The sequence below is a fragment of the Phenylobacterium sp. genome (genome assembly GCF_037968635.1).
Lineage (GTDB): Bacteria > Pseudomonadota > Alphaproteobacteria > Caulobacterales > Caulobacteraceae > Phenylobacterium.
Genome location: NZ_JBBKVV010000017.1, coordinates 20,824 through 43,424, shown reverse-complemented (window position 1 = coordinate 43,424; position 22,601 = coordinate 20,824). Strand labels below are relative to the sequence as shown.

The window sequence follows — 22,601 nt, the reverse complement described above, 5'->3', positions numbered from 1 at the left end:
TGGGAGCGACAATATCGCCCGCCGGTCCCCGCGCCGAATCCAATGCGGACTGTTATCTCGATTCCTAGCACGCGGCCCTTGCCAAAACGCCAATCCATGCCAGCGGCCGATCGTCCAGGTGACAGATTCGCCCCTGAGGCGAGCGATTATGCGGGCATGGCCCCGCGGGCGCCTGGGGTTGCGATCCGCACGCGCCGGTTCTGCTGGCGCATTGTCCGGGCTTAGGGTAGCCGGGAAGGCCGATGCCCAGACAGCCACACGACGAGGGGGCGCTCGACGCCGATGGCGCCATCCTGGCCTTCGACGATGTGTCGATGCGCTATGGCCGCGCGCCTGAGACTTTGAAAGATCTCAATTTTTCCCTGGCGCCGGGCTCGTTCCACTTCCTCACCGGCGCCTCGGGGGCCGGCAAGAGCTCGCTGCTGAAGCTGATCTATCTGGCCGCCAAGCCCTCCAAGGGTCTGATGCATCTGTTTGGTCAGGACGTGTCGGCCGTGCCGGTCAAGGAACAGCCGATGCTGCGGCGGCGGATCGGGGTGGTGTTCCAGGAGTTTCGCCTGCTGGACCACATGAGCGCCTTCGATAACGTGGCGCTGCCCCTGCGCATCGCCGGCCGCAAGCCCGACAGCTACCGCCAGGATGTAGCCGAACTGCTGGCCTGGGTAGGTCTTCGCAGCCGCATGCACGCCATGCCCGCGACGCTCGCGGGTGGTGAAAAGCAGCGGCTGGCCATCGCGCGCGCCGTGGTCAATCGCCCCGACATCCTGCTGGCCGACGAACCTACCGGGAATGTCGACCACGAGATGGGCCTGCGCATCCTGCGGCTGTTCGTGGAGCTCAATCGCCTGGGCACGACGGTGCTGATCGCCACCCACGATCAGGATCTGGTGGCCCGCTCCGGCAAGCCGGTGCTGCACCTCGAGGACGGGCGGCTCACGGCCCTGGGCCCCGTCGGAGGCGGCCTATGACCGACTTCGATCCCGTTCGCTGGAAGCCCGCCGCCTTCCTGCCTGAGGCCGACGCTCGCGACGGCTCGCTGATCTTCGTGGTGGCGACCTTGTGTTTCCTGGCCTGCCTGACGGCCCTGACCGTATTGGCCACCGATCGCGCCGCCCGCGGCTGGAGCGATCAGCTCACCGGTCAGGCCACGGTGATTGTCCGGGCCAAGGGCGCCGAAACCCCCGACAGCGCGGCCGCCCGGGCCGCCGAGGCCCTGTCAGGCCTGCCGGGTGTCGGCGAGGTCCGCGCCCTGGAGAAGGAGAAGGCCGAGGCTCTGATCGCCCCCTGGCTCGGCGACACCGCCGATCTGGACGACCTGCCGGTGCCCCGTCTGGTGGCCGTGGATCTCGATCCCAAGGCGCCGGCCACGCCCCAGAGCCTGGACAAGGCCCTGAAGGCGCAAGGCCTGGACGCCGTCGTGGACGATCATTCCATCTGGTTGAAGGACATCCAGCGCGCCGCCGGCTTCGCCCGCTGGGTCGGGGTGGCGGTCTTCGCCCTGATCGCCGCGGCGGCAGGCGCCGTCGTGGCCTTCGCCACCCGCGCCGGCCTTACCGCGCGCCACGAAGTGGTGGAGGTGCTGCACCTGGCCGGCGCCGAGAATGACTTCATCGCCCGGCTGTTTCAGATGCGTTTTGCGCGAATGGCCGCTCTGGCGGGCTTGTTCGGCGCGGGCGGCGCGGCGATCATGGGGGCGATACTGCGCCTCATGGGAGGGGGCCAAGGCTTGACCCCGGTGCTGCCCATCGCCTGGACCGACCTGCTCGCCGTCCTGCCCTGCCCTGTGGCGGTGGGTCTGGTGGCCGCCGTGGCCGCGCGCCTCACAGCCCAGTCCCTGATCGCGAAGATGACATGAGAAGCCTGGTCGCAATCCTGGTGGCCGCCCTCATCTGGAGCGCGGGGCTGTTTTCCTTCACCGCCCGCATCGAGGCCTCGACCCCGGTGGCCGAGCCGCCGCGCGCCGATGGCGTCGTGGCGCTGACCGGCGCAGGCTCCAACGAGCGCTTGGCGGCCGGCGTCAATCTGCTGGAGAACGGCAAGGCGCAACGGATGCTGGTTTCCGGGGTCAATCCCGAGGCCAGCCGGGAGGATATCCGCACGGTGAGCAAGGCCGTCCGACGGCTTTATGATTGCTGCGTGGACCTCGACTTCACCGCCGCCGACACCGTGGGCAATGCACGCGAGACCGCCGACTGGGCCAGGAAGCTGCGCTACAGCAGCCTGATCGTGGTCACCGCCGACTATCACATGCCCCGCGCCATGCTGGAGCTGCGGGCCACTATGCCGCAGATCGATCTGCGACCCTATCCGGTCGCCACCAAGGTGGTGAACGCCAAGCGCTGGTGGCGCACCAGCGGCGGCGCGCGCTTGATGATCGTCGAGTATTCCAAGTATCTGGCGATCCTCGGCCGAGAGGCCGTGCGTAAGCTGGGCCCCAACGACGCCCCGGCCCAAGACAGGAAGGCCTGACCTTGCAGAAGCTCCGCTCCCTGACCTTCGCCGTGGTGTTCTACGCCTGGTCGGTCTTCGTCTCCCTGGTGATCCTCACCCCGCTGCTGATCGCCCCGCGCAGCTGGACGGCGGCGGTTTTCGGCCTCTGGAGCCGAGGCATCCGCTTCCTGCTGAAGGTGATCGCAGGGATCGAAGTCGAGGTGCGTGGACGCGAGTTCATGCCCACGACGGCGGCCCTGGTGGCGCCCAAGCACCAGTCGATGTTCGACGTCTTCTCGCAATTCTCGCTGCTGCCCGACGCGTGTTTCGTCACCAAGAAGGAGCTGCTGATGATCCCCTTCTTCGGTTGGTTCGCCATGAAGGCCACCATGATCAGCGTGGACCGCGGGGGTCATTCGACCGCCCTGCGCAAGTTGGTTCGCGACGCCAAGGACCGCTTCAGGATTCCCCGCCAGCTGGTGATCTTCCCGGAAGGCACCCGTGGCGATCCGGGCGCGCCCGGCGACTACAAGCCCGGCATCGCGGCGCTGTATCGCGAGCTGGAGCTGCCGGTCTATCCGATGGCCACCAATGCCGGGGTCCATTGGTCGCGCAAGGGCTTCAACCTGACGCCAGGGGTCATCGTCTTTGAATATCTGGAGCCGATCCCGCCGGGCTTGAAGCGGGGCGAGTTCATGCGCACCCTGGAGGAGCGGATCGAGGCCGCGACAGGAAAGTTGCTCAGCGCCGATTCGGCTTATCGGCCTCCACAAGCGCCAGCAGTCGCGCCATGAGGACGTCGTGGACGCCTTCAACACGAAGGTGCTCCACCAGATCGCGCAGGTAGTCGACGTTCCTGCCCGACAGCCCGGTGGCCCCGGCGATCAGTTCAGCCTGACGCTCCAGGCTCAGCGCGCCCGCCCACTGCGGATGCTGGGTGTCGGACAGGAAGACCAGGGTCTTGACCCGGCGGCCGTCACCCAGTCGGATGGCGGCGCTGCTCTCCACATAGGTTTCTGTCGGCTGCTCGCGTTCGCGCAGATAGGCGTAGACCTCGCTCCAGTCCTTCTCGGCCACCCGATAGGCCGCGCCACGCACCGCGCCGCCCGGCGCCAAACCCAAGACCAGTCCCGGGCGTTCATAGGTGCCACGGTGGTGGACGGAATAGATGCAGAAGGCGCGGCGGCGGCCATGTAGGGTGGCGCTCTGGCGTTCGACGTACGCGAATCCAGGCCGCCACATCAACGACCCGTAACCGAAAACCCAGCGCTCAACAGACATGGCCCGCCGTTCCAAAACCCCCGAAGCTCCCCCTGTGCCCGATCCCGAACCCGCCCGCAAACCGCGAAGGTTCTGGCTCTATGCACCGTTCGTCGTTCTGCTCATCGCGGCGGCGGGCTGGACGGCGCTATGGCTGCAGGTGCGCGGCCAGATCGCGACCCGCATGGACGCCGCCGCCACCGAGCTTCGCAAGGCCGGCTACGAGGTATCCTGGAAGGACCGCACCCTGGGCGGCTATCCTTTCCGCCTCGACGTGGTGCTGACGGACGCCCGCATCCGCGAGCCCGGCGGCTGGGCGATCGCCATGCCCAAGCTGGAGGGCGAGGCGTTCCTGTACTCGCTGGGCCATTGGATCGCGGCGGCTCCCGAAGGCCTCACACTAACCCGTCCCATCGGCGGGCCGGTGGACGTGCGCGGCGAACTGTTGCGCGCCAGCCTCACCGGCCTGGACAAGCGCCCCCCCGCCTTCTCGTTCGAGGGCCGAAAGCTGACCTTCGCGGCCGGCGCCGGGGCGCAACCCTTCGGCCTGTCGGCCGCCGACAAGGTGGAGCTGCACCTGCGGCCCGGTCCCGATGACCAAGGTGCGATCCTGTTCAAGGTCGACAACGGCAAGGCCCAGCTCAGCGGCCTGTTCGCCCAGTTGGCCGGCGACAAGCCGATCTCCATCGTCTGGGATTCCATCCTCTCCAAGATGAGCAGCTTCCAAGGCCAGACCTGGCCCGCCGCTGTGCGGGCCTGGAGCGGTAGCGGCGGCCTGATCCAGGTGCGGCAGGCCGGCGTCACCGCCGGCGACGCTCTGATCGGCGCCCAGAGCGGTCAGCTCGGTGTCGGCTATGATGGCCGCCTGGTGGGGTCGATGGACCTCACCCTGCGCCAGGCGCCTCGGGCGTTGGCCGCCATGGCCGCGTCGGGAACTCTGGCCCCTGAGACAGCCCTGGCCGCCGCCGCGGTGGCCGCCGCTCGCGAGGACAGCGCCTCAGTGGCGCGCGCGACCCTCACCTTCGAAGCCGGGCGGATGACCCTCGGGCCTGTGGCGATCGGCGCCTCGCCTCGGGTCTATTGATGCTGGGGCACCCGAACGCCAGGTCAGCTGGATATTCGCGCCGCCGGATGTCGCATGCCCTCGGCCAGGGGGGCATGGTCGCCGCCGCTCACCCGCTTACCGTGGCGGTCGCCCTGGACGTTCTGAGACGTGGCGGCAACGCCGTCGACGCCGCCGTCGCCGGTGGCCTCACCGCTTCTGTGGTGATGCCCGAGATGTGCGGCCTGGGGGGCGACCTGTTCGCCATCGTCCATGCGCCAGGTCATGACCCCTTGGCGATCCTGGGCAGCGGCGTGGCGCCCCGCGCCGCCACCCTTGAGCAGATGCGCAAACACGGCGACCCCAGCCCTACGGGCGTGAAGATGCCCTTCCGCGGCCCGCTCTCAGTGGCTGTGCCCGGTATGGTCCACGCCTTCGGCGCCCTGCTGGAGCGGTTCGGTTCGCGGCGCCTGGCCGAACTGGCCGAGCCCGCCATCGGCTATGCCGAGGGTTTCCCGCTCACGCCGCTGGGCGCGCACTTCATCGCCAGCTCGGCGGACCTGCTCCGCCAGTATCCCGCCTCGGCGGCGGTCTTCCTGCCTGGGGGCGCGATTCCGCAATCGGGATCGATCCTCCGGCAGCCCGACCTCGCCCGGACCCTGCGGACTCTCGCGACGCAAGGGACCCAGGCCTTTTACAGCGGTGACATCGCCGACCGGATGGCGGCTTTCATGGCGGCCAATGGCGGGGCCCTGTCGGCCGAGGACCTGGCCGCCCATGAGACCGTGCTGGCGGCGCCGATCGCCACCACCTATCGCGGCCACACCGCCTTCCAGACTGGCCTGCCCAGCCAGGGAATGATCCTGCTGGAGGCCCTGAACCTCGCCGAACAGGTGGATGGACAGGCCCTGGCCAGGGGCGATGCGGCGGCCATTCACCTGTTGGCCGAGGCCGTGAAGCTCGCCTATGCTGACCGCCTGGGATACGCGGTCGATCCCGCCTTCGGCGCGCCGCGCCTCGAAACCCTGATTTCCAAGGCCTGGGCCGCGAAACGCTTCGCCGCCATCGATCCCGAGCGCGCGGCGGCGACGGTCCCAGCCGGCGAAATGACCGCCGGCGACACCACCTATTTCTGCTTCGCCGACGGCCAGGGGATGATGGTCTCCCTGATCCAGTCCGTCTCCTCGAACTTCGGCAGCGGGATGGTGGCGGGCGACACCGGTATCGTGCTGAACAACCGCGCCGGACGCGGCTTCTCCCTTGAAGACGGCCACCCGAACATCTTCGCGCCCGGCAAGAAAACCCTGCACACCCTCAACTGCTACTCGGTGGCGGACGCCTTGGGGACGCCCGTGTTGGTGGGAGGGACGCCTGGCGGCGACGGCCAGCCGCAGTGGAACCTGCAGACCCTGGTGGCCCTGATTGACGGCGGGCTGGACGTCCAGGCGGCCATTGAGGCGCCGCGCTGGACAGTCTGGCCAGGGACCGATCCCTCGACCCTGCCCAACCCCTATGAACTTCAGATCGAGGCGCGAGCGGGGGACGCGGTCATGTCCGGGCTGGAGGCTCGCGGCCACATCCTACGCCGTTTCGGCGCCTGGGGCGGGGGCGGCGCGGCCCAGGCCATCGCGCGCGATCCCGTCACCGGGGTCCTGGCCGGGGGTTCCGATCCGCGCGCCGAAGGCCTGGCCCTGGGGTTCTGATGCCGACGCCAGCGATCCTCTTCGAGCCGGACGGCTATGTTGTCACGGGTCCCAAGATCATGGGACGGCAGTCGGCCGGCAACGCCTTCCTGCGGGCCGCCATCCAGGGCCGCCGGGGCGGGCCGCTCTGGGGCTACACCCCCCGGCGTGCGTCGGCCGAGGCCTTCGGCGACCTCGTCAAGCAGATGGACCCCGAGGCCCCGGTCGGCTGGGTGCTGCCCCATCAGTTCGCCCGCATGCGGCAACTGGGCCTGCTCTACACCCCTGGTCCCGGCCTCGAAGCAGCGAGCCAAGTGAGGTTGCGCGCCGGGATCGACGCCTACGCCGTCTGCGGCCTGACCCACACCATCGCCACGGGCCGCGTTATGGAGGAAATCGCGGGCCTGCTGACTGCGCCCATCGCGCCCTGGGACGCCCTCATCTGTACGTCGCGGGTGGCGCGCGACACCATCGACGCCATCGTCGGCGAGCAGGCCGACTACCTCTCCTGGCGCCTGGGGGCCTCCATCAAGCCGGTCCTGCCCATGCTGCCGGTCATTCCGCTGGGTGTGCATTGCGCCGATTTTGGCGCCACCCCGCAGGATCGGACCGAGGCCCGGGCGGCCCTGGACCTGTCGACCGATGAGATCGTCGTGCTCTTCGCCGGGCGACTGTCGCCGGCTGGAAAGGCCCACCCCTTCGCCATGTGGCGCGGCCTGCAGGCCTGCGCTGAACGCACCGGAAAGAAGATCGCCTTCGTGCAGGCGGGCCAGTTCTTCATCCCCGCAGCCGAGGCCATGTACCGCCAGAGCGCGGCCTGGATCTGTCCCGATGTGCGGCAGGTGTTCGTCGATGGCCAGGACAACGCGGCCTACCGCTCGGTCTGGGCGGCGTCGGACATCTTCCTCTCGCTGGCCGACAGTGTGCAGGAGACCTTCGGCCTGACGCCGGTGGAGGCGATGGCGGCGGGACTGCCCTGCGTGGTCAGTGACTGGAACGGCTACAAGGACACGGTGCGTGACGGCTTGGACGGGTTCCGAATTCCCACCTGGTCGCCAGGCGCTGGAGAGGCCGGCGCGGAGATGGCCCGCGACTACGAGACCGACGTCACCACCTACGACTTCTACATGTCGCGCCTCAGCACCACCGTCTCTGTGGACTTCCAGGTGCTGACAGACCGGCTGAGCGAACTGGTGACCAATCCCGACCTGCGCCGCCGCATGGGCGACAGCGGCCGGCGCCGCGCGCAGGAACTCTATGACTGGCCGGTGGTCTACGGCCAGTACGAAGCCCTGTGGGCCGAACAGTCAGCCGTGCGGCAGGCCCATGTCGTGGGTGGCCCGACGCCTAGGGCCTCGCCCAGTCACGCCGACCCGTTCGAAATCTTCGCCACCTACCCGACCCACCACATCACCGAGGCGACCCGGGTCTCGGTTGGCCCCGACCCCGGCGCGGAATGGCACGACCGGCTCGCGGACCTGTTCTCCCTCTGGCGCACCCCTGAGACCCTGTTGGCGGCCACCCTGGCCCACGTGGATCAGGGCGAGACCAGCGTCGGCGATCTGGCGCGGGTCGCCCTCTGCCCCCCGTCGACAATGATCGTGATCGTGGGACGGCTGACCAAGATGGGGCTGCTGCGCCTGTCGCCGCCGGCTACTTCACCGCCCTCAGGGTGATCTGCAGCTCACGGGCCACGCCCCAGAGCTGATCAGCCTTTTCGCGCAGGTCCTCCCGGGTCAGCTCGCCCCGCGCCACCTTGGCCTGCCATTGGGGATCATAGACCTGGACGGCCTGGACCATCTCGAAGTCCACGTCCATCAGCACCGCCAGCATGGTGTAGTTGGCGCGCGCCTCCATCCAGATGCGGTTCTGGGCCTTGGACATCATCTTGAAGGTCAGGGGCGTGAAGGCCCTCACATGGGTTGGGTCGGACCAGAAGGTGTCGTGGCGCACGTGCGGCACGTGAATCTCCACCAGCCCGCCCGGCGCGGTCACCCGGTAGAGTTCCCGCATCACCGCGGCGAAGACCTTGAAGTCGGCCCCCACGTGCTCGAGGACGTGCTTCATCAGCACATGGTCGAACCCGTCGGTGGGCAGATCCCAGGGCGTGCTCTCGATATCCAGCCGCTGATCGGGCTCGCACTCAGGGAAGTTGTCGACGTTCAGCCAGCCGTCGCGCTTGTCGAATCCGCATCCGAGATTGAGCTTCATGAGACCGACCATGACGTGGCGGGGAGGGCTGGGCAACCGCCGGGCCAGAGCTTTGCGCTGCAACCGGTTTCCCGTGCAACTTTATTGCGGCGGACGGCCCTATTGCGCGGGGCCACGCGATGACTTAAGCGCCGAACCTTCGTTTTCGGGGGACAAAATGGCCGACGCCGATCCCAAGCTAGCCGCGCCGTCGCTGGACGCCGTGCGTGCGCGCCTGGACGAGATCGACGCCGCCTTGCTCGCGCTCATCGATGAGCGGGCGGGCCTGGCCAAGGATGTCGCCGCCGCCAAGCTGGCGGCCGGCGACGGCGACAAGTTCGCCCTGCGCCCCGGCCGCGAGACCGCCCTCCTGCGACGCCTGCTGGCCAAGGAGCGCACGGCGGCGAGGCCCAGCCTCGTCGTCCGCATCTGGCGCGAACTGATCGGCGACAGCCTCTCGCGCCAGGGGCCTTTCCACATCAACGTCTGGGGCGGCAAGGACCCGGCCAAGGCCGTTGAGCTGGCCCGCCACCGCTTCGGCGCGACGCCGCCCCTTCGCGCCCTGGGGAAGGCCGAGGAGGCGCTGGCCGCCGCCAAGACCCCCGGCGGGGTCGGGGTGCTGGCCCTGGCGGCCGACACCCCCTGGTGGGGCCGCCTGCTGGCCGATCCGAAGCTCCAGGTCTTCGCCGCCCTCCCTTGCCTCGCCGCCTGGGGTCCGACGAGCGCCTTGGCCGTCGCCGAGGTCGAGGTCGAACCCACCGGCGATGACCGCACCTTCTGGGTCACCGACGCCCCGGGCTCCGCCGCCGCTATCGAGGAGGCCCTGGGCCGCGACGGCGTGGCCGGCGACCTGATCGCCGAGGTCGGCGGCCTGAAGCTTTTCGCCCTGATCGGCTTCTACCAGGCCGGTGACGAACGCCTCGCCCGTGCACCTGGGCGCCTTTCCGGGGTGATCGGGGCTGCGCCCGCCCCGCTGGACGTGTAAGAGGCGAGCCTCACTCCCGCTTGAAGCGTCCCATGTCCGACACCGTCCTCGACCGCGCCAAGGCCCAGCGGCCCACGCCGAAGCCCGGCATCCTCGACATCGCCTGCTATGTGCCCGGCAAGGCCAAGGTCGACGGGATCGAACATCCGCTGAAGCTGTCGGCCAACGAGAACATCCTGGGCTGCAGCCCGGACGCCAAGGCGGCCTTCGCCGGCGCCATCGACCAACTGCACATGTACCCTGACGGCCGCACCACGATCCTGCGGACCGCCATCGCGGAAAAGTACGGCCTGGAGCCCGAGCGCCTGATCTTCGGCTGCGGCTCGGACGAAATCTTCCAGCTGCTGAACCAGACCTTCCTCGAACCCGGCGACAACATCGTCCAGGGCGAGTTCGGCTTCGGCGCCTACGCCATTGGCGCGCGGGCCTGCGGCGCGACCGTGAAGCTGGCCAAGGAGGTCAACCACCGCATCGATGTCGACGCGATGCTGGCGCAGGTCGACGACCGCACCCGCCTGGTCTTCGTCGCCAATCCCGGCAACCCCACCGGCACCTGGATCACCGGCGAGGAGATCCGCCGCCTGCACGCCGGACTGGCCCCCAGCATCGTGCTGGTGCTGGACGGCGCCTATGCCGAGTTCGTGGCCGACCCCGCCTTCGAGGACGGCATGTCGATGGTGCGCGAGTTCGAGAACGTGGTGGTCACCCGCACCTTCTCCAAGCTGCATGGCCTGGCCGCCCTGCGGGTGGGCTGGGCCTATATGCCCGTGGAAATGGCCGACGCCCTGGACCGCATCCGCCTGCCCTTCAACGTCAACATCCCGGCCCAGCTGGCGGGCGTCGCCGCCCTGGGGGATGACGAGTTCCAGGCGCGCTCCCTGGCCCTTGTCGAACAGTGGCGGCCCTACCTGATCCAGCAGCTCGGCGGCCTGGGCCTTGAGCCCGTGCCCTCGGCGGCCAACTTCGTGCTGGTGGGCTTCCCCACGACGCCCGGCAAGACCGCCAAGGAGGCTGAGGCGTTCCTGGCCTCGAAGGGGATCATCGTGCGGGGCGTGACCGGCTACGGCCTGCCCGACCACCTGCGGATCACCATCGGCCTTGAAGAGCATAACCGCGCCGTGGTCGAGGCGCTCGCCGCCTTCCTGAAATCCTGATGGCCGAGATCCTTTTCCCCCGCATGGCGGTGATCGGCTGCGGCCTGATCGGCTCCTCGGTGATCCTGGCGGCGCGCGAGGCCGGCGCCGTGGGCGAGATCATCGTCGCCGACCTCAGCGAGGCGCACCGCGCGCGCATCGTCGAGCTGGGCTATGCCGACAAGGTCACCGGCGATATCGCCGAAGCGGTGGCCGGCGCTGACCTGGTGGTGTTCGCCGTTCCCGTCCTGGCCATGGGCGAGGCCGCAACCGCCGCCGCCCCGGCCATGAAGCCCGGCGCCATCGTCACCGACGTCGGCTCAGTGAAGGGCTCCGTCGCCCAGGCCCTGATGGCCGCCCTGCCCGACACCGTGTTCATCGTTCCGGGCCACCCGATCGCCGGCACCGAGCACTCCGGCCCCGACGCCGGCTTCGCTGAGCTGTTCCAGAGCCGCTGGGTGATCCTCACCCCCCAGCCCCGGCAGGACGATCCGTATCTGGAGGCGGTCAGCCAGCTCTCTGAGTTCTGGCGCGCGCTCGGCGCCAATGTCGAACTGATGGACGACCGCCACCACGACCTGGTCCTGGCCGTCACCAGCCACCTGCCCCACCTAATCGCCTACAACATCGTCGGCACCGCCGCCGACATGGAGGAGGTCACCCAGGCCGAGGTGATGAAGTACTCCGCCGGCGGCTTCCGAGACTTCACCCGTATCGCCGCGTCTGACCCCACCATGTGGCGCGACGTCTTCGTGGCCAACAAGGAGGCGGTGCTGGAGATTCTCGGCCGCTTCACCGAGGACCTGCAGGCCCTGTCGCGGCAGATCCGCTGGGGGGAGAGCGACAAGCTGTTCGAGCTCTTCACCCGCACCCGCGAAATCCGCCGCGGCATCATCGCCGCGGGCCAGGAAAGCGCCGAACCCAACTTCGGCCGCGACCGCGGCAAGCACTAGGGACCGGTCGCCGGGGGGCGCATGCAGGAGCTTCTGCCAAGCCTGGACCTGATGCTGCGCGGCGCCGCTTGCGGCCTGCTGATGCTGGTGGCGGGCCTGCTCATTCGCGACCACCGGGACGTCACTGCAGCCCGTTTCGGCGCCCTGTTCGCGCTCAGCGCCACGGCCTTCACCCTGGCCACGACCCTGCAACTTCACGGTCGCCTGGGGCTGCTGACCGTGCCCATCCTGGCCCTGATGGCGGGCGGCAACCTGGCCTTCTGGCTGTTCGCGCGGGCGATGTTCGAGGATGGTTTCCGGCCGCGGCCCTGGCACGCCCTGGCCTGGCTTGGGATCGTCGCCGTCGGCCTCTACGAAGCTCTCGGCCTGGGACCGGAGATGACTCCGGTCGCCATCGCGGTGCGTGGCTTCCTGGTGCTGGAATCGCTTGGGCTTGGCCTGCTGGCGGCGGGTCAGACCTTGGCCTCCTGGCCCGCCGACCTGGTGGAGCCAAGGCGCCGCGCGCGGCCCTTCGTGGTGGGGGCTGCGGCAGGGTTCATTGCCCTGAACGCGCTGTCGGACCTGATAGGGCCGCGCACGACCGTTCCCGACCTCGGCGCCCTGATCCGCGCCCTGGCCCTGGCCGTCATCGCCCTGGGGGTCGCCGGCGCCCTTCTGCGGGTCGCAGGCGCGGGTTGGCTGACGCCGGCGAATACGACCGCGCCGGTGCGGCCCGTCGAGCCCGCCGACCAGGGCCTGACCGCCGCCCTCGACAAGGCCATGAACATTGACAGGGCCTATCGTCAGGAGAGCCTCACCATCGGGAAGCTGGCCGAGCGGCTGGGAACGCCGGAATACCGGCTGCGGCGTTTGATCAATTCGGGCCTCGGGCAGCGCAACTTCAACGCCTATCTCAACAGCTACCGCATCGCCGACGCCAGGACGGCCCTGGCCGACCGAAGCCAGGACGCCGTGCCGATCCTGACCATCGCGCTCGACGCCGGGTTCAACTCCCTAGGCCCCTTCAACCGCGCCTTCCGCGCCGAGACCGGCATGACGCCCACCGACTTCCGGCGCGCGTCGGCCGATTCCGGATTCGGCCAGCCGGAGTTCAAACCCGGCGAGCGACGGGGCGCCTGAGGGATCAGACTGCGGGCCACCTTCCCTGGAGCCCTCGCATGACATCCCTTCGTCCCTGGCTGCTGATCGCGGCCACCCTGCCCCTCGCCGGCTGCGGCGCGCTCAGAGGCGCGGCCCAGGTGGCCACCGGCCTGGCCAGCCACCAGATCTGTTCCGCCGCCTTTGTCTCCCGGATCGATCCTGAGATCTTCCGCCGCGAGGCCGTGGACCCGGATCTAGGGCCCGCCCACTGGCTGATGCGGACCGAGGTGGATCGCGAGGGCCAGTCTGTGAGCGCCAGCCTGGCGGGCCTGGCGACGACCCGGGCCGTCTATCGCGGCCCTTCGGGCTGCCTGGTGCTGCATGGCGCGCCACCCCCTGTTCCGCCCGAACCGATCCCGGCGCCGAGACCGCGCGCCCTGACCCAGGCGCCTGCCTCGGCCGCCGTCGAGGAAGCCCTGGACCGGGCCTTCGCCGAGCCCGCGAAGCCGTGGCGGCGGACCAAGGCGGTGGTGATCCTGCGGGACGGCCAGATCGTCGGCGAGCGCTATGCCCCGGGCTATCGCCCCGACACCGCCATCACCGGCTGGTCGGCCACCAAGTCGGTGACCAACGCCCTGGTAGGCGTCCTGGTCCAGCAGGGAAAACTCTCGGCGGACGGGCCGGCCCCGGTGGCGGCCTGGAAGGGCGACAGCCGCCGCGCGATCAGCGTGGACAACCTGCTGCGGATGACCAGCGGACTGGCCCTGGGGGACTCCCTGAACGCCAGCCTGAAGAGCGCCTTCGATCCCTCAGCCGTCATGCTGTTCGCCGTGCGGGACATGGCGGGGTTCGCCGAGGCGCGCGCCTTGGTCGGTGCGCCGGGGACAAGCTGGACCTATGCCGACGCCAGCCCGACCATCACCTCGCGGATCATCCGCGACCAGGCGGGCGGAACCGAGGCCGCCATGCAGGCCTTCGCCCACCGCGAGCTGTTCGACCGGCTCGGTATGGAGCATCCGACCCTGGAACTGGACGCCACCGGCACACCGCTCGGCGCCAGCCACATGTGGGCCAGCGCCCGGGACTGGGCGCGGCTGGGCCAGCTCTATCTCGACGACGGTGTCGTGGACGGCGAGAGGATCCTGCCGGCGGGCTGGGCCGACGATGCCGCCCGCCCGACCCCCGGCGCGGAGCAGGTGGGCTATGGCGCAGGCTTCTGGACCAACCGGGGTCCAGGCCCGGGCGCGCGGCGGCGCATTGCCCTGGGGATGCCCGCCGACGCCTATTTCGCCCGCGGCCATCAGGGGCAGTACGTGGTGATCGTGCCCTCCGCCCGCCTGGTGGTGGTGCGGCTGGGGATCACCCCGGCGGCGGGCAATGACATCGAGGGCGTCGCCCGCCTGGTGGCTGAGGCCATCGTCGCGGTCAGGCCGCCCGAGTGATCTCCTCGGCGGCGCGGCCGGAGAGTTCGGCCATGTGGTCGAACCGGGCGGTGAAGGTCCCCAGGCCCTGGGTCAGGCCGCGCAGCTCGGCGATCAGATCGAGGCGTTCATGGCGCGGCAGCCCGACCTCGATCTCTTCCCAGCCGGCCCAGCCCTCGCGAGGCTGGAAGCCCATGATCTGGCCACGCCGGGCTGAGATCGCCTGGGTGACCTTCGAGGTGCTGGCCGACGGCGCATAGATCGTCAGCTTCTCCACCGGCTCCAGCAGGTAGGGGGCGCACTGAGGCAGGCCCTCGGCCATGGCCAGGCGGCCGGCGGCGCGGAAGGCCATTTCCGAGGAGTCGACGCTGTGGTGGGAGCCGTCGATCAGCACCACCTCCAGGTCGGTGACCGGGAAGCCCAGCGGCCCGCGTTCCAGGGCGTCGCGCACGCCCTGTTCCACGGCGGGGACCCACTGTCGGGGCACCACACCGCCCGTGATCCTGGCGCTGAAGGTAAGGCCTGAGCCGCGCGGACCCGGGCGGATTTCCAGCACCACGTCGCCGAACTGGCCGTGGCCGCCGGTCTGTTTCTTGTGGCGGCCACGCTGGGTGACGCCCTTGCGGATGGACTCCCGGTAGGAGATTTTCGGCCGGGCCGACGCCACCTCCAGCCCGAAGCGCCGATGCAGACGGTCGAGGGTGACTTGCAGATGGGCCTGCCCCTGGCCGGTGAGCAGGGTCTCCTGAGTCTCGGGATCGAGCACCACGTGCAGGCCCGGGTCCTCCTCCACCAGCCGCGCCAGGGCCGAGGACAGGCGCACGTCGTCCTTGCGGTCCTTGGCCGCCACCGACAGCGCGTAAAGCACCGGCGCCTCGGCTGGCGCGATGCTGGTCCTGCGCGCCTTGCCGTCCATGGAAACCACCTCGCCGGCGTGAGCCGCCTCGATCTTGGCGATGGCGGCGACCTCTCCAGAAGCGGCGTGGTCGATCTTCTTCGTGCTTGAGCCGGTCACCGTCAGCAGGCCGCCCGCCCGGCCGTGCTGGCCGTCGGCGGCGGTGAGGTCGTCGCCGTCGTGCAGGTCCCCGCCCATCACCCGGGCATAGGTGAGCTTGCCGACCTGGCCGGCATAGGAGGTCTTGAAGGCGTAGGCGCAGGGACCGGTGAGCCCCAGACGGGCGGCGGCGCGCTCCACCTCCGGCGTCTCGTGACGCAGGGCCTTGAGCAGGCGACGCACGCCCCAGCCGTTCAGGGCCGAGCCGAAGAACACCGGCACGATCTGGCCCTGGCTCATCTCGCTCAGCAGGTCGGCGAACACCTCGTCCTGGCTGGGGGCCAGGTCCGACAGAAGCTGTTCCATCAGGGCGTCGTCATAGTCGGCCAGTTGTTCCAGCATGTGGAAGCGGGCCTGGGCCTCCACCTGCGCCAGTTCGGCAGGCAGGTCGATGCGCTGCGAAGCCTGCCCGGCGCGGTAGACGAAGGCCCGCTCCAGGGCCAGGTCGACGAAGCCGGTGACATGCTCCTTCTCGACAAGGGGAATCTGACGGGCCACCAGAGGCGCGGCGCTGACCGGCGCCAAGGCGGCCAGCACATCGTCGAGGGTCCCGCGCGCCTGGTCGATCTTGTTGACGAAAACGGCCCGGGGGACCCCGAGCCGTTCAAGCTCTTTGAAGACCGGCGCCAGCAGGGCGGCCCGGCCCGGATGGGGGTCAGCGACAATGACCGCAAGGTCCACGGCAGGCAGGGCCAGGTCCCCGGCGGCGGCGAACTCTGTGGAACCGGGCGCGTCGATCACGGCGTAGCGGTCGCCCAGGAGTTCGAACCCGGCGATGTTGAGCTCCACCGACTGGCCTCGGAGCCTCGCCTCCGGACTGGCGTCGCCGACGCTGTTGCTGCCGACCTCGCCCTGACGCGGGAGGGTCCCACTGGCGAACAACATGGCTTCGAGAAGTGTGGTCTTGCCGGTTCCGGCCGCCCCGACGAGGGCGATGGCGCGCACCGAGCCGCTATGGCCCATGTCCAGATCCTCCGCAATTTGGCTTACGCGCCTCATACGGGCGTGACCGCCGGTGGCCAGATGCTTCACCCGCAGCGGCCGCGGCGCAAGCGCGACCGTGACCCAAGGCCGCGATTTACCGCCTAGGGTGGGTCGCAACGCCCGATTCGCACGGATATTTGAAGGACTTCGTCCATGAACGGCTACGCCTGGCTCGGCATCGCCATCCTCTGTGAGGTGATCGCCACCACCGCGCTGAAGGCCTCGGAGGGCTTCACCCGGCTGGTCCCCTCGATCATCACCTCGGCGGGATACTTCGTGGCGTTCTACTGCATGGCCCAGTCCATGAAGACCGTGCCGGTGGGGATCAGCTACGCCATCTGGTCGGGGATCGGCATCGTGCTGATCACCCTGCTGGCCTGGGTGATCTTCAAGCAGAAGCTCGACCTGCCCGCGGTGCTCGGCATGGGGTTGATCCTGGCGGGCGTGCTGGTGATCAACCTCTACTCCAAGGCGACGGTCTAGCCTGCGTCCACCACGCTGATCAGGACGCCCATGTTCTTGATGAAGGCCGAGGTGGAGACGCCCATCACCTGCCGGTCGGTCGGATAGGGCGAGGTGTCGGTGGCGTCTCCGACATGGGTCTGTGAATAGTCCCCCGGCGTCGGGGTCTTGGAACCAGGACCGGAGTAGCGGTTGCTGCCGGCCAGCAGAGGCGTCGGCCAATAGCCCTGCGCATTCAGCTCGGCCACCAGCTTGGCGGCGGCCTCAGGGCTGGCCGGCGACGGCGCCAGGGTCCCGCCACCGTTGAGGTCCGACGTCTCGAAGTCCTGGTTGGCGAAGAAGCGCGGCAGGGGCCCTCTGTGGGTCAGGGGGGAAGCCTCCTTGTCCAGCGGCGTCGTCTTCAGGGCCGCGTACCGGGCCCGCAACGCGTCCAGCTTCACCAGCCGGAAGGAGCTGTAGTGGGCCAGGGTCTTCTCCGGATTGTCGTCCACATAGTACTCGCCATTGACCACATTGGACCCGCGCCGATGGACGTAGAGCGGGCGATCGGTTCCGATCTCCAGGAAGGTCGGATGGGTGCGGCCGTCCGGCCGCGGCGTCGGCAGGGCCACCTTGCTCAGCCAGTCCAGGGCCTCCGGCACACGGGCCAGGTACTTCGGATCGCCGGTCAGCTCGTAGAAGTTCATCAGCTGGGCGGCGTTGGCCGCCGTGGTGTGGGTGGTGAGCGCCCGGGGCTCGTAGCTTCGAGCGGCGGCGGGCGTCAGGTCGTCCACCCGATGCTGCAGGCCCCAGCCCGCCTGCGGCGCGGGCTGCTGGGTGATGAGGAAGACGTCCATGGCCCGGGCGATGGCGGGCCCCACGCGGGGATCCCCCAGGGTCTGGGCCACCATGACCAGGAACTTGATGTTCTCCCCGGCCACGTCGTCGTTGAAGGTGATGTAGCCGGTATAGTCGGCGCCGTGCGCGGTGAAGGGTCGCCCCGCCGGCCAGCGCTGCGGCCACCCGCCATTGGGGTATTGGCTCTTCAGGACGAAATCCAGCGCCCGGTCCAGCGCCGGCTTGAACTTGGGATCGCGCTTGTCCAGGTACATGCGCAACAGGAATTGCATGGCCTCCGACGAACCGGCGTCGTCGAAGGTGGCGTTGCCCCAGTCGTGCTGGAATTCCTCCATCCGCCAGGCGTTGGCGCCGATGGTCGCGTACCATTCGGCCTTCGCCGCCTCGCCGCCGAAATCGATCAGGTAGTTCCAGCCCCCGGTGGGAAGTTGCCCCGCCATCAGGCACTCCGCCGCCTGGGTCGCGGCGGCGTAATAGGCCTCGTCGCCGGTGGCGTGATAGGCGTCGAGGAAGAGGTGCCCCACCGTGCCCGTCCCCGGCGGCTGCACCCAGACCTGGGAGGCGCTGGCCTCCAGCTCCCCCCAACGGCGCGAGAAGTCCGGCAGGTACGACCAGACATAGCCCCCATGCACGGCGGCCTTGTCGGTCATGAACCGGGTGGCGCGCTTCATGGTCGCCAGGATCTCGGCCCGCGTGGCGGCTGAAGCGTCGGCGGGAAGCGCCAGGGCGCCGGCCATGCCGGCGAGAATGGCCCGTCGGGTCGCGTGCATGTCTTGGCCTCCCTGGCGAATTGACGCCATCATGACACCGGTGTCAGGCGATGCAACCTACCCTTTCTCGCCTTCGCCCAACCCTTGAGGCCCTCGCGTGTCAGGCCGATCAGGACCTGACCCATGGGCTCAAGGTGTCCCCAGGAACTCGGTTGTGGCCTCGATGGCCTCCACCAGGCCGAGGCGTTCGATCTTCACCCCTTCGGGCAGGCCGGAGAACAGGCGCGTGGGGGCCGCGGCGTCCAGCATGACGAAGACTCCCTTGTCGTCGGCGCGGCGGATCAGGCGGCCGAAGGCCTGGCTGATGCGATTGCGGGCGACGCTGTCGTCATAGGCCTTGCCGCCGAAACGGACCCGGCGAGCCTTGTGCAGAATGTCGGGGCGCGGCCAGGGGATACGGTCGAAGACCAGCAGGCGCAGCGACCGCCCCGGCACATCGACCCCGTCGCGAACGGCGTCGGTGCCCAGCAGGCAGCTGTCCTGTTCGGCCCGGAAGATGTCCACCAGCGCGCCGACCTCCAGGGGATCGACGTGCTGGGCGTAGAGCGCCAGGCCCTTGTCCGATAGCGGCGCGGCGATCCGCTCATGCACCGCGCGCAACCGGCGGATGGCGGTGAACAGGCCGACCCCCCCGCCCCCTGCGGCCAGGAACAGCTCGCGCATGGCGGCGGCCACCTGGCGCGGATCGTCGCGGCCAACGTCAGTGACCACGAAGGCGCGGGAATTGGTCTCATAGTCGAAGGGCGAGGCCAGCCGCAGGGTCTTGGGCCGGTCGGGCAGGCGCGCGGCGCCGGTACGCATCTCGGCCAGGGCGAAGGGATCGGCGAGCGTCGAGTCGGCCAGGGTGGCGCTGGTCACCAGCACCCCGTGGGCGGGAGCGATGACGGTGTTGGTGAGGGGCTCGGTCGGATCGACCCAATGGCGGCGGCAGGCGGCGTCCACCACCCGGCCATAGAGGAAGGTGGCGTCGAACCAGTCGACGAAATCGGGGTCGTCCTCGGAGTCCTCGTCGATGGCCCGCAGCATGGAGCGCCAGGCCGGCAGGGTCATGCGGGCGCGCCGGTCCAGGCCCCTCAAAGCGCCTTCGATGCGGGCGCGATCTCCGGGCGGTAGGGTGGCGGCCTCGTCGTCCAGGACGTCCTCCAGGTGACGGGCCAGGGCCAGCAGGGGCGCCTCGATGGCGGCGAGCGCCGAGGCGGCGGCCCGCGCGGTCTCGCGCACCAGGTCGAGCGCCGGGCGGGCGGCGCACTCCATCCCAACTTCCGACGGCGCGGCGCGGGCGCGAAGTTGCTCGATCACCGCCACCACGAAGTGCTCGATGGGCCCCATGGGGTTCACTTCGCCATTGGGCGAAGCCACGCGCCCCGACCAGCCTTCACCGGGCAGGGCGGCGGCGGCGCGGGTGGCGTCCACCAGGGCGCGCTTGGCGTCGTCGCGGTCGCCCAGCACCTCCATCAGGCGCGCTTCCAGACCCCGGCCGCGGCGGCCGCGGCCCTCGGGCCCTCGGATCCAGCGGCGCAGCTCGGCGGACTCCGCGCCTGACAGCGCGGCGGCGAAGGCCGCGTCGGCGGCGTCGAACAGGTGGTGGCCCTCGTCAAAGACGATGCGCTTGAGCTGGGTGGTCTCGCCGTCGGCCTTGGAGCCCCGCGCGGCCCGCGCGCCGTCAAAGGCCGCCTGGGTCAGGACCAGGGCATGGTTGGCGATGACGATGTCGGCGCGGCGTGAACCGCGCACCGCCTTCTCCACGAAACAGGTGCGGTAGTGGGCGCAGCCGGCATGGATGCATTCCCCACGCCGGTCCACCAGGTTGGCGGCGCTGGCCTGGCCCACGGGCGGGATGGCGAACAGGGTCGGCAGCCAGGCCGGGAAGTCGCCGCCGGTCATGTCGCCGTCGCGGGTGGCGCGCACCCAGCGGGCGGTGAGCGCCAGGCCGATCAGGTCGGCCCCACCGAGCTGGGCGGTGTTGGCCTGGTCCTGGAAGTTCAGCAGGCAGAGGTAGTTCTCGCGCCCCTTGCGAACCACGGCCTTTTTCGCGCGGACCTTGGGATCGGGATAGATGGCGTGGCTCTCGCGCTCGATCTGACGCTGCAGGGCGCGAGTATAGGTGGAGATCCACACCGCCGGCCCATTGGCCTCGGCCCAGAGGGAGGCCGGCGCCAGATAGCCCAGGGTCTTTCCGACCCCGGTGCCGGCCTCGGCCAGCATCATGCGGGGTTCGCCTTCCTTCTCACGCGGGGAGAAGGCGAAGGCGGCTTCGGCGGCGAACTCGGCCTGGGTGGGCCGCGCCTCGTCCAGGCCCGCCTGGCGCAGCAGGTCGGTGAGGCGCTGGGCGGCGGCTTCCGGCGCGATGGGACGGGAACCCGCTTCGCCCGGCGGCGCCTGCTCTTCCCACTCGGGAACTCTCGTCCACACGTCCATGCCTGAGCCGCGGAAGGCGTTGCCGACGGGTGCGGAGCGCAGAGCCCCGATGACGGCGGTCCCCCAGGCCCATCCGGCGCGGGCCAGGGTCTCAGCAATGGCCAGCGCCTCCTCGCGAGAGGGCTCCGGGGTCAGGGCCAGTTCGGCCAGCAACACGTGGCAGGCCTCGCGCAGCACCTTGGCCTGTTCCGCCGCGCCCTTGGGTTCGGGCAGGCCCAGCGCCAGGGCCAAACCCGCCGCCGAAGGCGCGCAGAACCGGGCGGGCCGGACGAAGGCGAACAGCTCCAGGGCGTCGAACAGCCCCTGCGAGCGGGCGGGCGTATGCACCCCCAGCCGCTTGGCGGTCATGCCCGCATGGGCCACCAGGACCGGACCATGCTCGAAGAGATCACGCGCCTCCGGCGCCCGGATCAGCTGCGCCCGCGCCGCGTCGGCCGCCGCGGCGCGGGGACCGGGCAGGACGACAAGGGCGGGGGCCAGGTCAAGACTCGGGGCGAGCGCGGTCACGGCCTCTGACTACCGGAATTCATGACGAAACGGAACGGGAACGGAGCCTCCGACGCGACGGCAAGGGGAATCCGACGTTCCCATGGCCCGCCGGCTGGCTCATGATCGGCTCCGAACCCCGTCGTCAGCATGGGGGCGAGGGGGAAGCATGACGCGCCAGAAGGTCCTGGTTCTCTATCTGGCCAACTCGGCCCTGGATTCTCCGGTGGTCGCCTGGGCGGTCTATGACGGGACCGGCGAGACGCGCCCTATGGCCGGGGACGACGACCAGCCGCCCTATCGCACCGGAACCGACGCTCTGCGCGATGGCTGGCGTCTGTTCCAGGCCTCGCAGATCCTGCCGCACGCGCGCGGCGAGGAGTTCGATCTCGCCTATCTGAAATACGAGTTCTTCTTCGAGCAGCTTGTGGAGATGACGGCATGAGCGAGCAACCTGTCCTGCTGGACTCCCTGCAGATGGCCCGGTTCACGGCCCGCGGTTTCCTGCGCTTCGACGGCGTGGTCCCCGAGGAGATCAACCGCCAGTTCCTGGCGCAGGTGGGCGAGGCCGCCGACCCCGAGCCGGGCCGCAAGGTCATGCGCGCCTTCGGAGAGTTGCTGGGCCAGGCGGAGATCCCGGAGGTCGCGGCCGGCGCACCGCTCTCGTCCACCTACCCGCAGGGCTCGGCGATCCGCCGGTTGCTGGACCTGCCGTTGGTGAAGGGCGCGATCCAGAGCCTGGCAGGACCTGATCCGGTGTTCGATCACCACTTCCTGCACGTCACCTTCCCGCCCGCCTATTACGAGGTCGGCGGCGGGGAAAACGTCTCCCAGCACACTCACCAGGACTCCACGGTCGATCCGTCCAAGGGCTTCGACCTGCAGGTCATGTACTACCCCCACAAGGTCACCCGCGAGATGGGTGGGACCCGCTTTATCCCTGGCACCCACCTTCGCAAGGTCAGTGAGGTGGCCCTGGGCCGCTACCAGAACATCCGGGGCCAGCAGCATATGGTCTGCGAGGCCGGGACCCTGCTCTTCCTGCACAACGGCCTCTGGCACGGCGGTGGGGTGAACCTGGCAGACCGCACGCGGACAATGTTCAAGATCCGCATGAACCCCAGCGCCCCGCAGGTGCGCCAATGGGACATGGCGACCCTCCCGGCGGAGCCCAACCCCCGACCAATCTTCTATGTGAAGAGCGCCCAGCCCGAGACCGTGGAGTCCATCCTGATGACGCCCGAACCCTGGTTCGAGCAGGACACCGGGCGGCTGGAGTTCGTCAACCGCATCAAGCTTTGGCGCCATCTGACCGGCGATCGCACCTATGACGCCGACCACTGGATGAGCCGGTTGGAGAATCCCGCCCGGGCTTGAGGAACCCTCATCGTCGCCGGCCATTTGCGACCTGTCG

Annotated in this window: 20 protein-coding genes; 15 read left to right on the top strand and 5 right to left on the bottom strand. The window is 69.6% G+C overall.

Going from position 1 to position 22,601, the window contains the following annotated elements; translation table 11 throughout:
• Positions 1-242 precede the first annotated feature (242 nt).
• The 4 genes from ftsE to AAC997_RS01950 are packed head-to-tail and all read left to right on the top strand — an operon-like array spanning position 243 to position 3,224.
• Positions 243-968, top strand: a complete 726-nt coding sequence (ftsE, locus tag AAC997_RS01965; RefSeq protein WP_340644019.1) for a cell division ATP-binding protein FtsE — start codon at positions 243-245, stop codon at positions 966-968.
• A complete protein-coding gene (locus AAC997_RS01960) occupies positions 965-1,855 on the top strand; it encodes an ABC transporter permease (RefSeq protein ID WP_340644018.1) in 891 nt (296 codons plus the stop codon). The genes ftsE and AAC997_RS01960 overlap by 4 nt, the downstream gene beginning before the upstream one ends.
• The gene (locus AAC997_RS01955) at positions 1,852-2,469 is read left to right on the top strand and encodes a YdcF family protein (RefSeq protein ID WP_340644017.1); all 618 of its coding nucleotides are present in this window, start codon (positions 1,852-1,854) and stop codon (positions 2,467-2,469) included. Before AAC997_RS01960 ends, AAC997_RS01955 begins: the two co-directional genes overlap by 4 nt.
• Positions 2,470-2,471: 2 nt before the next feature.
• Positions 2,472-3,224, top strand: a complete 753-nt coding sequence (locus AAC997_RS01950) for a lysophospholipid acyltransferase family protein (RefSeq protein WP_340644016.1) — start codon at positions 2,472-2,474, stop codon at positions 3,222-3,224.
• On the opposite strand, the gene AAC997_RS01945 is transcribed toward AAC997_RS01950, so the two are convergent.
• Positions 3,172-3,711, bottom strand: coding sequence for a gamma-glutamylcyclotransferase (locus AAC997_RS01945; protein WP_340644015.1), 540 nt, complete (start codon positions 3,709-3,711; stop codon positions 3,172-3,174). The two genes, AAC997_RS01950 and AAC997_RS01945, sit on opposite strands and share 53 nt — an antisense overlap.
• 34 nt (positions 3,712-3,745) lie before the next feature.
• On the opposite strand from AAC997_RS01945, the gene AAC997_RS01940 reads away from it, so the two are divergent.
• The 3 genes from AAC997_RS01940 to AAC997_RS01930 are packed head-to-tail and all read left to right on the top strand — an operon-like array spanning position 3,746 to position 8,090.
• On the top strand, positions 3,746-4,774 hold the full coding sequence (locus AAC997_RS01940) for a DUF2125 domain-containing protein (protein WP_340644014.1): 1,029 nt from the start codon (positions 3,746-3,748) through the stop codon (positions 4,772-4,774).
• A 47-nt stretch (positions 4,775-4,821) separates the two neighbouring features.
• The gene (locus AAC997_RS01935; protein WP_340644013.1) at positions 4,822-6,435 is read left to right on the top strand and encodes a gamma-glutamyltransferase family protein; all 1,614 of its coding nucleotides are present in this window, start codon (positions 4,822-4,824) and stop codon (positions 6,433-6,435) included.
• Positions 6,435-8,090, top strand: coding sequence for a glycosyltransferase family 4 protein (locus AAC997_RS01930; protein ID WP_340644012.1), 1,656 nt, complete (start codon positions 6,435-6,437; stop codon positions 8,088-8,090). The genes AAC997_RS01935 and AAC997_RS01930 overlap by 1 nt, the downstream gene beginning before the upstream one ends.
• Here the strand turns inward: AAC997_RS01930 and AAC997_RS01925 are convergent.
• The gene (locus AAC997_RS01925) at positions 8,068-8,625 is read right to left on the bottom strand and encodes a methyltransferase domain-containing protein (protein ID WP_340644011.1); all 558 of its coding nucleotides are present in this window, start codon (positions 8,623-8,625) and stop codon (positions 8,068-8,070) included. The two genes, AAC997_RS01930 and AAC997_RS01925, sit on opposite strands and share 23 nt — an antisense overlap.
• A 157-nt stretch (positions 8,626-8,782) precedes the next feature.
• On the opposite strand from AAC997_RS01925, the gene AAC997_RS01920 reads away from it, so the two are divergent.
• The 5 genes from AAC997_RS01920 to AAC997_RS01900 are packed head-to-tail and all read left to right on the top strand — an operon-like array spanning position 8,783 to position 14,197.
• Positions 8,783-9,589 carry a chorismate mutase gene (locus AAC997_RS01920; RefSeq protein WP_340644010.1) on the top strand — a complete coding sequence of 269 codons (807 nt, stop codon included), beginning with the start codon at positions 8,783-8,785 and terminating at the stop codon, positions 9,587-9,589.
• 32 nt (positions 9,590-9,621) lie between these two features.
• Positions 9,622-10,743, top strand: a complete 1,122-nt coding sequence (gene hisC / locus AAC997_RS01915) for a histidinol-phosphate transaminase (protein WP_340644009.1) — start codon at positions 9,622-9,624, stop codon at positions 10,741-10,743.
• A complete protein-coding gene (locus AAC997_RS01910; RefSeq protein WP_340644008.1) occupies positions 10,743-11,675 on the top strand; it encodes a prephenate/arogenate dehydrogenase family protein in 933 nt (310 codons plus the stop codon). The genes hisC and AAC997_RS01910 overlap by 1 nt, the downstream gene beginning before the upstream one ends.
• A gap of 21 nt (positions 11,676-11,696) precedes the next feature.
• On the top strand, positions 11,697-12,794 hold the full coding sequence (locus AAC997_RS01905) for an AraC family transcriptional regulator (protein WP_340644007.1): 1,098 nt from the start codon (positions 11,697-11,699) through the stop codon (positions 12,792-12,794).
• Between the two features lie 38 nt (positions 12,795-12,832).
• Positions 12,833-14,197, top strand: coding sequence for a serine hydrolase (locus AAC997_RS01900; protein WP_340644006.1), 1,365 nt, complete (start codon positions 12,833-12,835; stop codon positions 14,195-14,197).
• On the opposite strand, the gene AAC997_RS01895 is transcribed toward AAC997_RS01900, so the two are convergent.
• Positions 14,181-16,193 (bottom strand): elongation factor G, encoded by a 2,013-nt coding sequence (locus AAC997_RS01895; RefSeq protein WP_340644005.1) that lies wholly within the window; start codon positions 16,191-16,193, stop codon positions 14,181-14,183. The genes AAC997_RS01900 and AAC997_RS01895 overlap by 17 nt on opposite strands.
• 174 nt (positions 16,194-16,367) lie before the next feature.
• Here AAC997_RS01895 and AAC997_RS01890 point away from each other — a divergent pair, with 174 nt between their 5' ends.
• Positions 16,368-16,697, top strand: a complete 330-nt coding sequence (locus AAC997_RS01890; RefSeq protein ID WP_340644004.1) for an SMR family transporter — start codon at positions 16,368-16,370, stop codon at positions 16,695-16,697.
• Here the strand turns inward: AAC997_RS01890 and AAC997_RS01885 are convergent.
• Together AAC997_RS01885 and AAC997_RS01880 are read right to left on the bottom strand one after the other, a co-directional pair.
• A complete protein-coding gene (locus AAC997_RS01885; protein WP_340644003.1) occupies positions 16,694-18,283 on the bottom strand; it encodes a pectate lyase in 1,590 nt (529 codons plus the stop codon). The genes AAC997_RS01890 and AAC997_RS01885 overlap by 4 nt on opposite strands.
• Before the next feature lie 129 nt (positions 18,284-18,412).
• Positions 18,413-21,208 carry an ATP-dependent DNA helicase gene (locus AAC997_RS01880; RefSeq protein ID WP_340644002.1) on the bottom strand — a complete coding sequence of 932 codons (2,796 nt, stop codon included), beginning with the start codon at positions 21,206-21,208 and terminating at the stop codon, positions 18,413-18,415.
• Positions 21,209-21,356: 148 nt separating this feature from the next.
• Here AAC997_RS01880 and AAC997_RS01875 point away from each other — a divergent pair, with 148 nt between their 5' ends.
• Together AAC997_RS01875 and AAC997_RS01870 are read left to right on the top strand one after the other, a co-directional pair.
• A complete protein-coding gene (locus AAC997_RS01875; RefSeq protein WP_340644001.1) occupies positions 21,357-21,632 on the top strand; it encodes a hypothetical protein in 276 nt (91 codons plus the stop codon).
• Positions 21,629-22,564, top strand: coding sequence for a phytanoyl-CoA dioxygenase family protein (locus AAC997_RS01870; protein ID WP_340644000.1), 936 nt, complete (start codon positions 21,629-21,631; stop codon positions 22,562-22,564). Before AAC997_RS01875 ends, AAC997_RS01870 begins: the two co-directional genes overlap by 4 nt.
• Positions 22,565-22,601: the final 37 nt, after the last annotated feature.

Bases quoted from the DNA above. Each gene is read 5' to 3' on its own strand.
- AAC997_RS01870 (WP_340644000.1), top strand. From the start codon at position 21,629: ATGAGCGAGCAACCTGTCCTGCTGGACTCCCTGCAGATGGCCCGGTTC.
- AAC997_RS01910 (WP_340644008.1), top strand. From the start codon at position 10,743: ATGGCCGAGATCCTTTTCCCCCGCATGGCGGTGATCGGCTGCGGCCTG.
- AAC997_RS01935 (WP_340644013.1), top strand. From the start codon at position 4,822: ATGTCGCATGCCCTCGGCCAGGGGGGCATGGTCGCCGCCGCTCACCCG.
- hisC (WP_340644009.1), top strand. From the start codon at position 9,622: ATGTCCGACACCGTCCTCGACCGCGCCAAGGCCCAGCGGCCCACGCCG.
- AAC997_RS01920 (WP_340644010.1), top strand. From the start codon at position 8,783: ATGGCCGACGCCGATCCCAAGCTAGCCGCGCCGTCGCTGGACGCCGTG.
- AAC997_RS01875 (WP_340644001.1), top strand. From the start codon at position 21,357: ATGACGCGCCAGAAGGTCCTGGTTCTCTATCTGGCCAACTCGGCCCTG.
- AAC997_RS01890 (WP_340644004.1), top strand. From the start codon at position 16,368: ATGAACGGCTACGCCTGGCTCGGCATCGCCATCCTCTGTGAGGTGATC.
- AAC997_RS01925 (WP_340644011.1), bottom strand. From the start codon at position 8,625: ATGAAGCTCAATCTCGGATGCGGATTCGACAAGCGCGACGGCTGGCTG.
- AAC997_RS01905 (WP_340644007.1), top strand. From the start codon at position 11,697: ATGCAGGAGCTTCTGCCAAGCCTGGACCTGATGCTGCGCGGCGCCGCT.
- AAC997_RS01930 (WP_340644012.1), top strand. From the start codon at position 6,435: ATGCCGACGCCAGCGATCCTCTTCGAGCCGGACGGCTATGTTGTCACG.
- AAC997_RS01900 (WP_340644006.1), top strand. From the start codon at position 12,833: ATGACATCCCTTCGTCCCTGGCTGCTGATCGCGGCCACCCTGCCCCTC.
- ftsE (WP_340644019.1), top strand. From the start codon at position 243: ATGCCCAGACAGCCACACGACGAGGGGGCGCTCGACGCCGATGGCGCC.
- AAC997_RS01885 (WP_340644003.1), bottom strand. From the start codon at position 18,283: ATGCACGCGACCCGACGGGCCATTCTCGCCGGCATGGCCGGCGCCCTG.
- AAC997_RS01955 (WP_340644017.1), top strand. From the start codon at position 1,852: ATGAGAAGCCTGGTCGCAATCCTGGTGGCCGCCCTCATCTGGAGCGCG.
- AAC997_RS01895 (WP_340644005.1), bottom strand. From the start codon at position 16,193: ATGGGCCATAGCGGCTCGGTGCGCGCCATCGCCCTCGTCGGGGCGGCC.
- AAC997_RS01945 (WP_340644015.1), bottom strand. From the start codon at position 3,711: ATGTCTGTTGAGCGCTGGGTTTTCGGTTACGGGTCGTTGATGTGGCGG.
- AAC997_RS01960 (WP_340644018.1), top strand. From the start codon at position 965: ATGACCGACTTCGATCCCGTTCGCTGGAAGCCCGCCGCCTTCCTGCCT.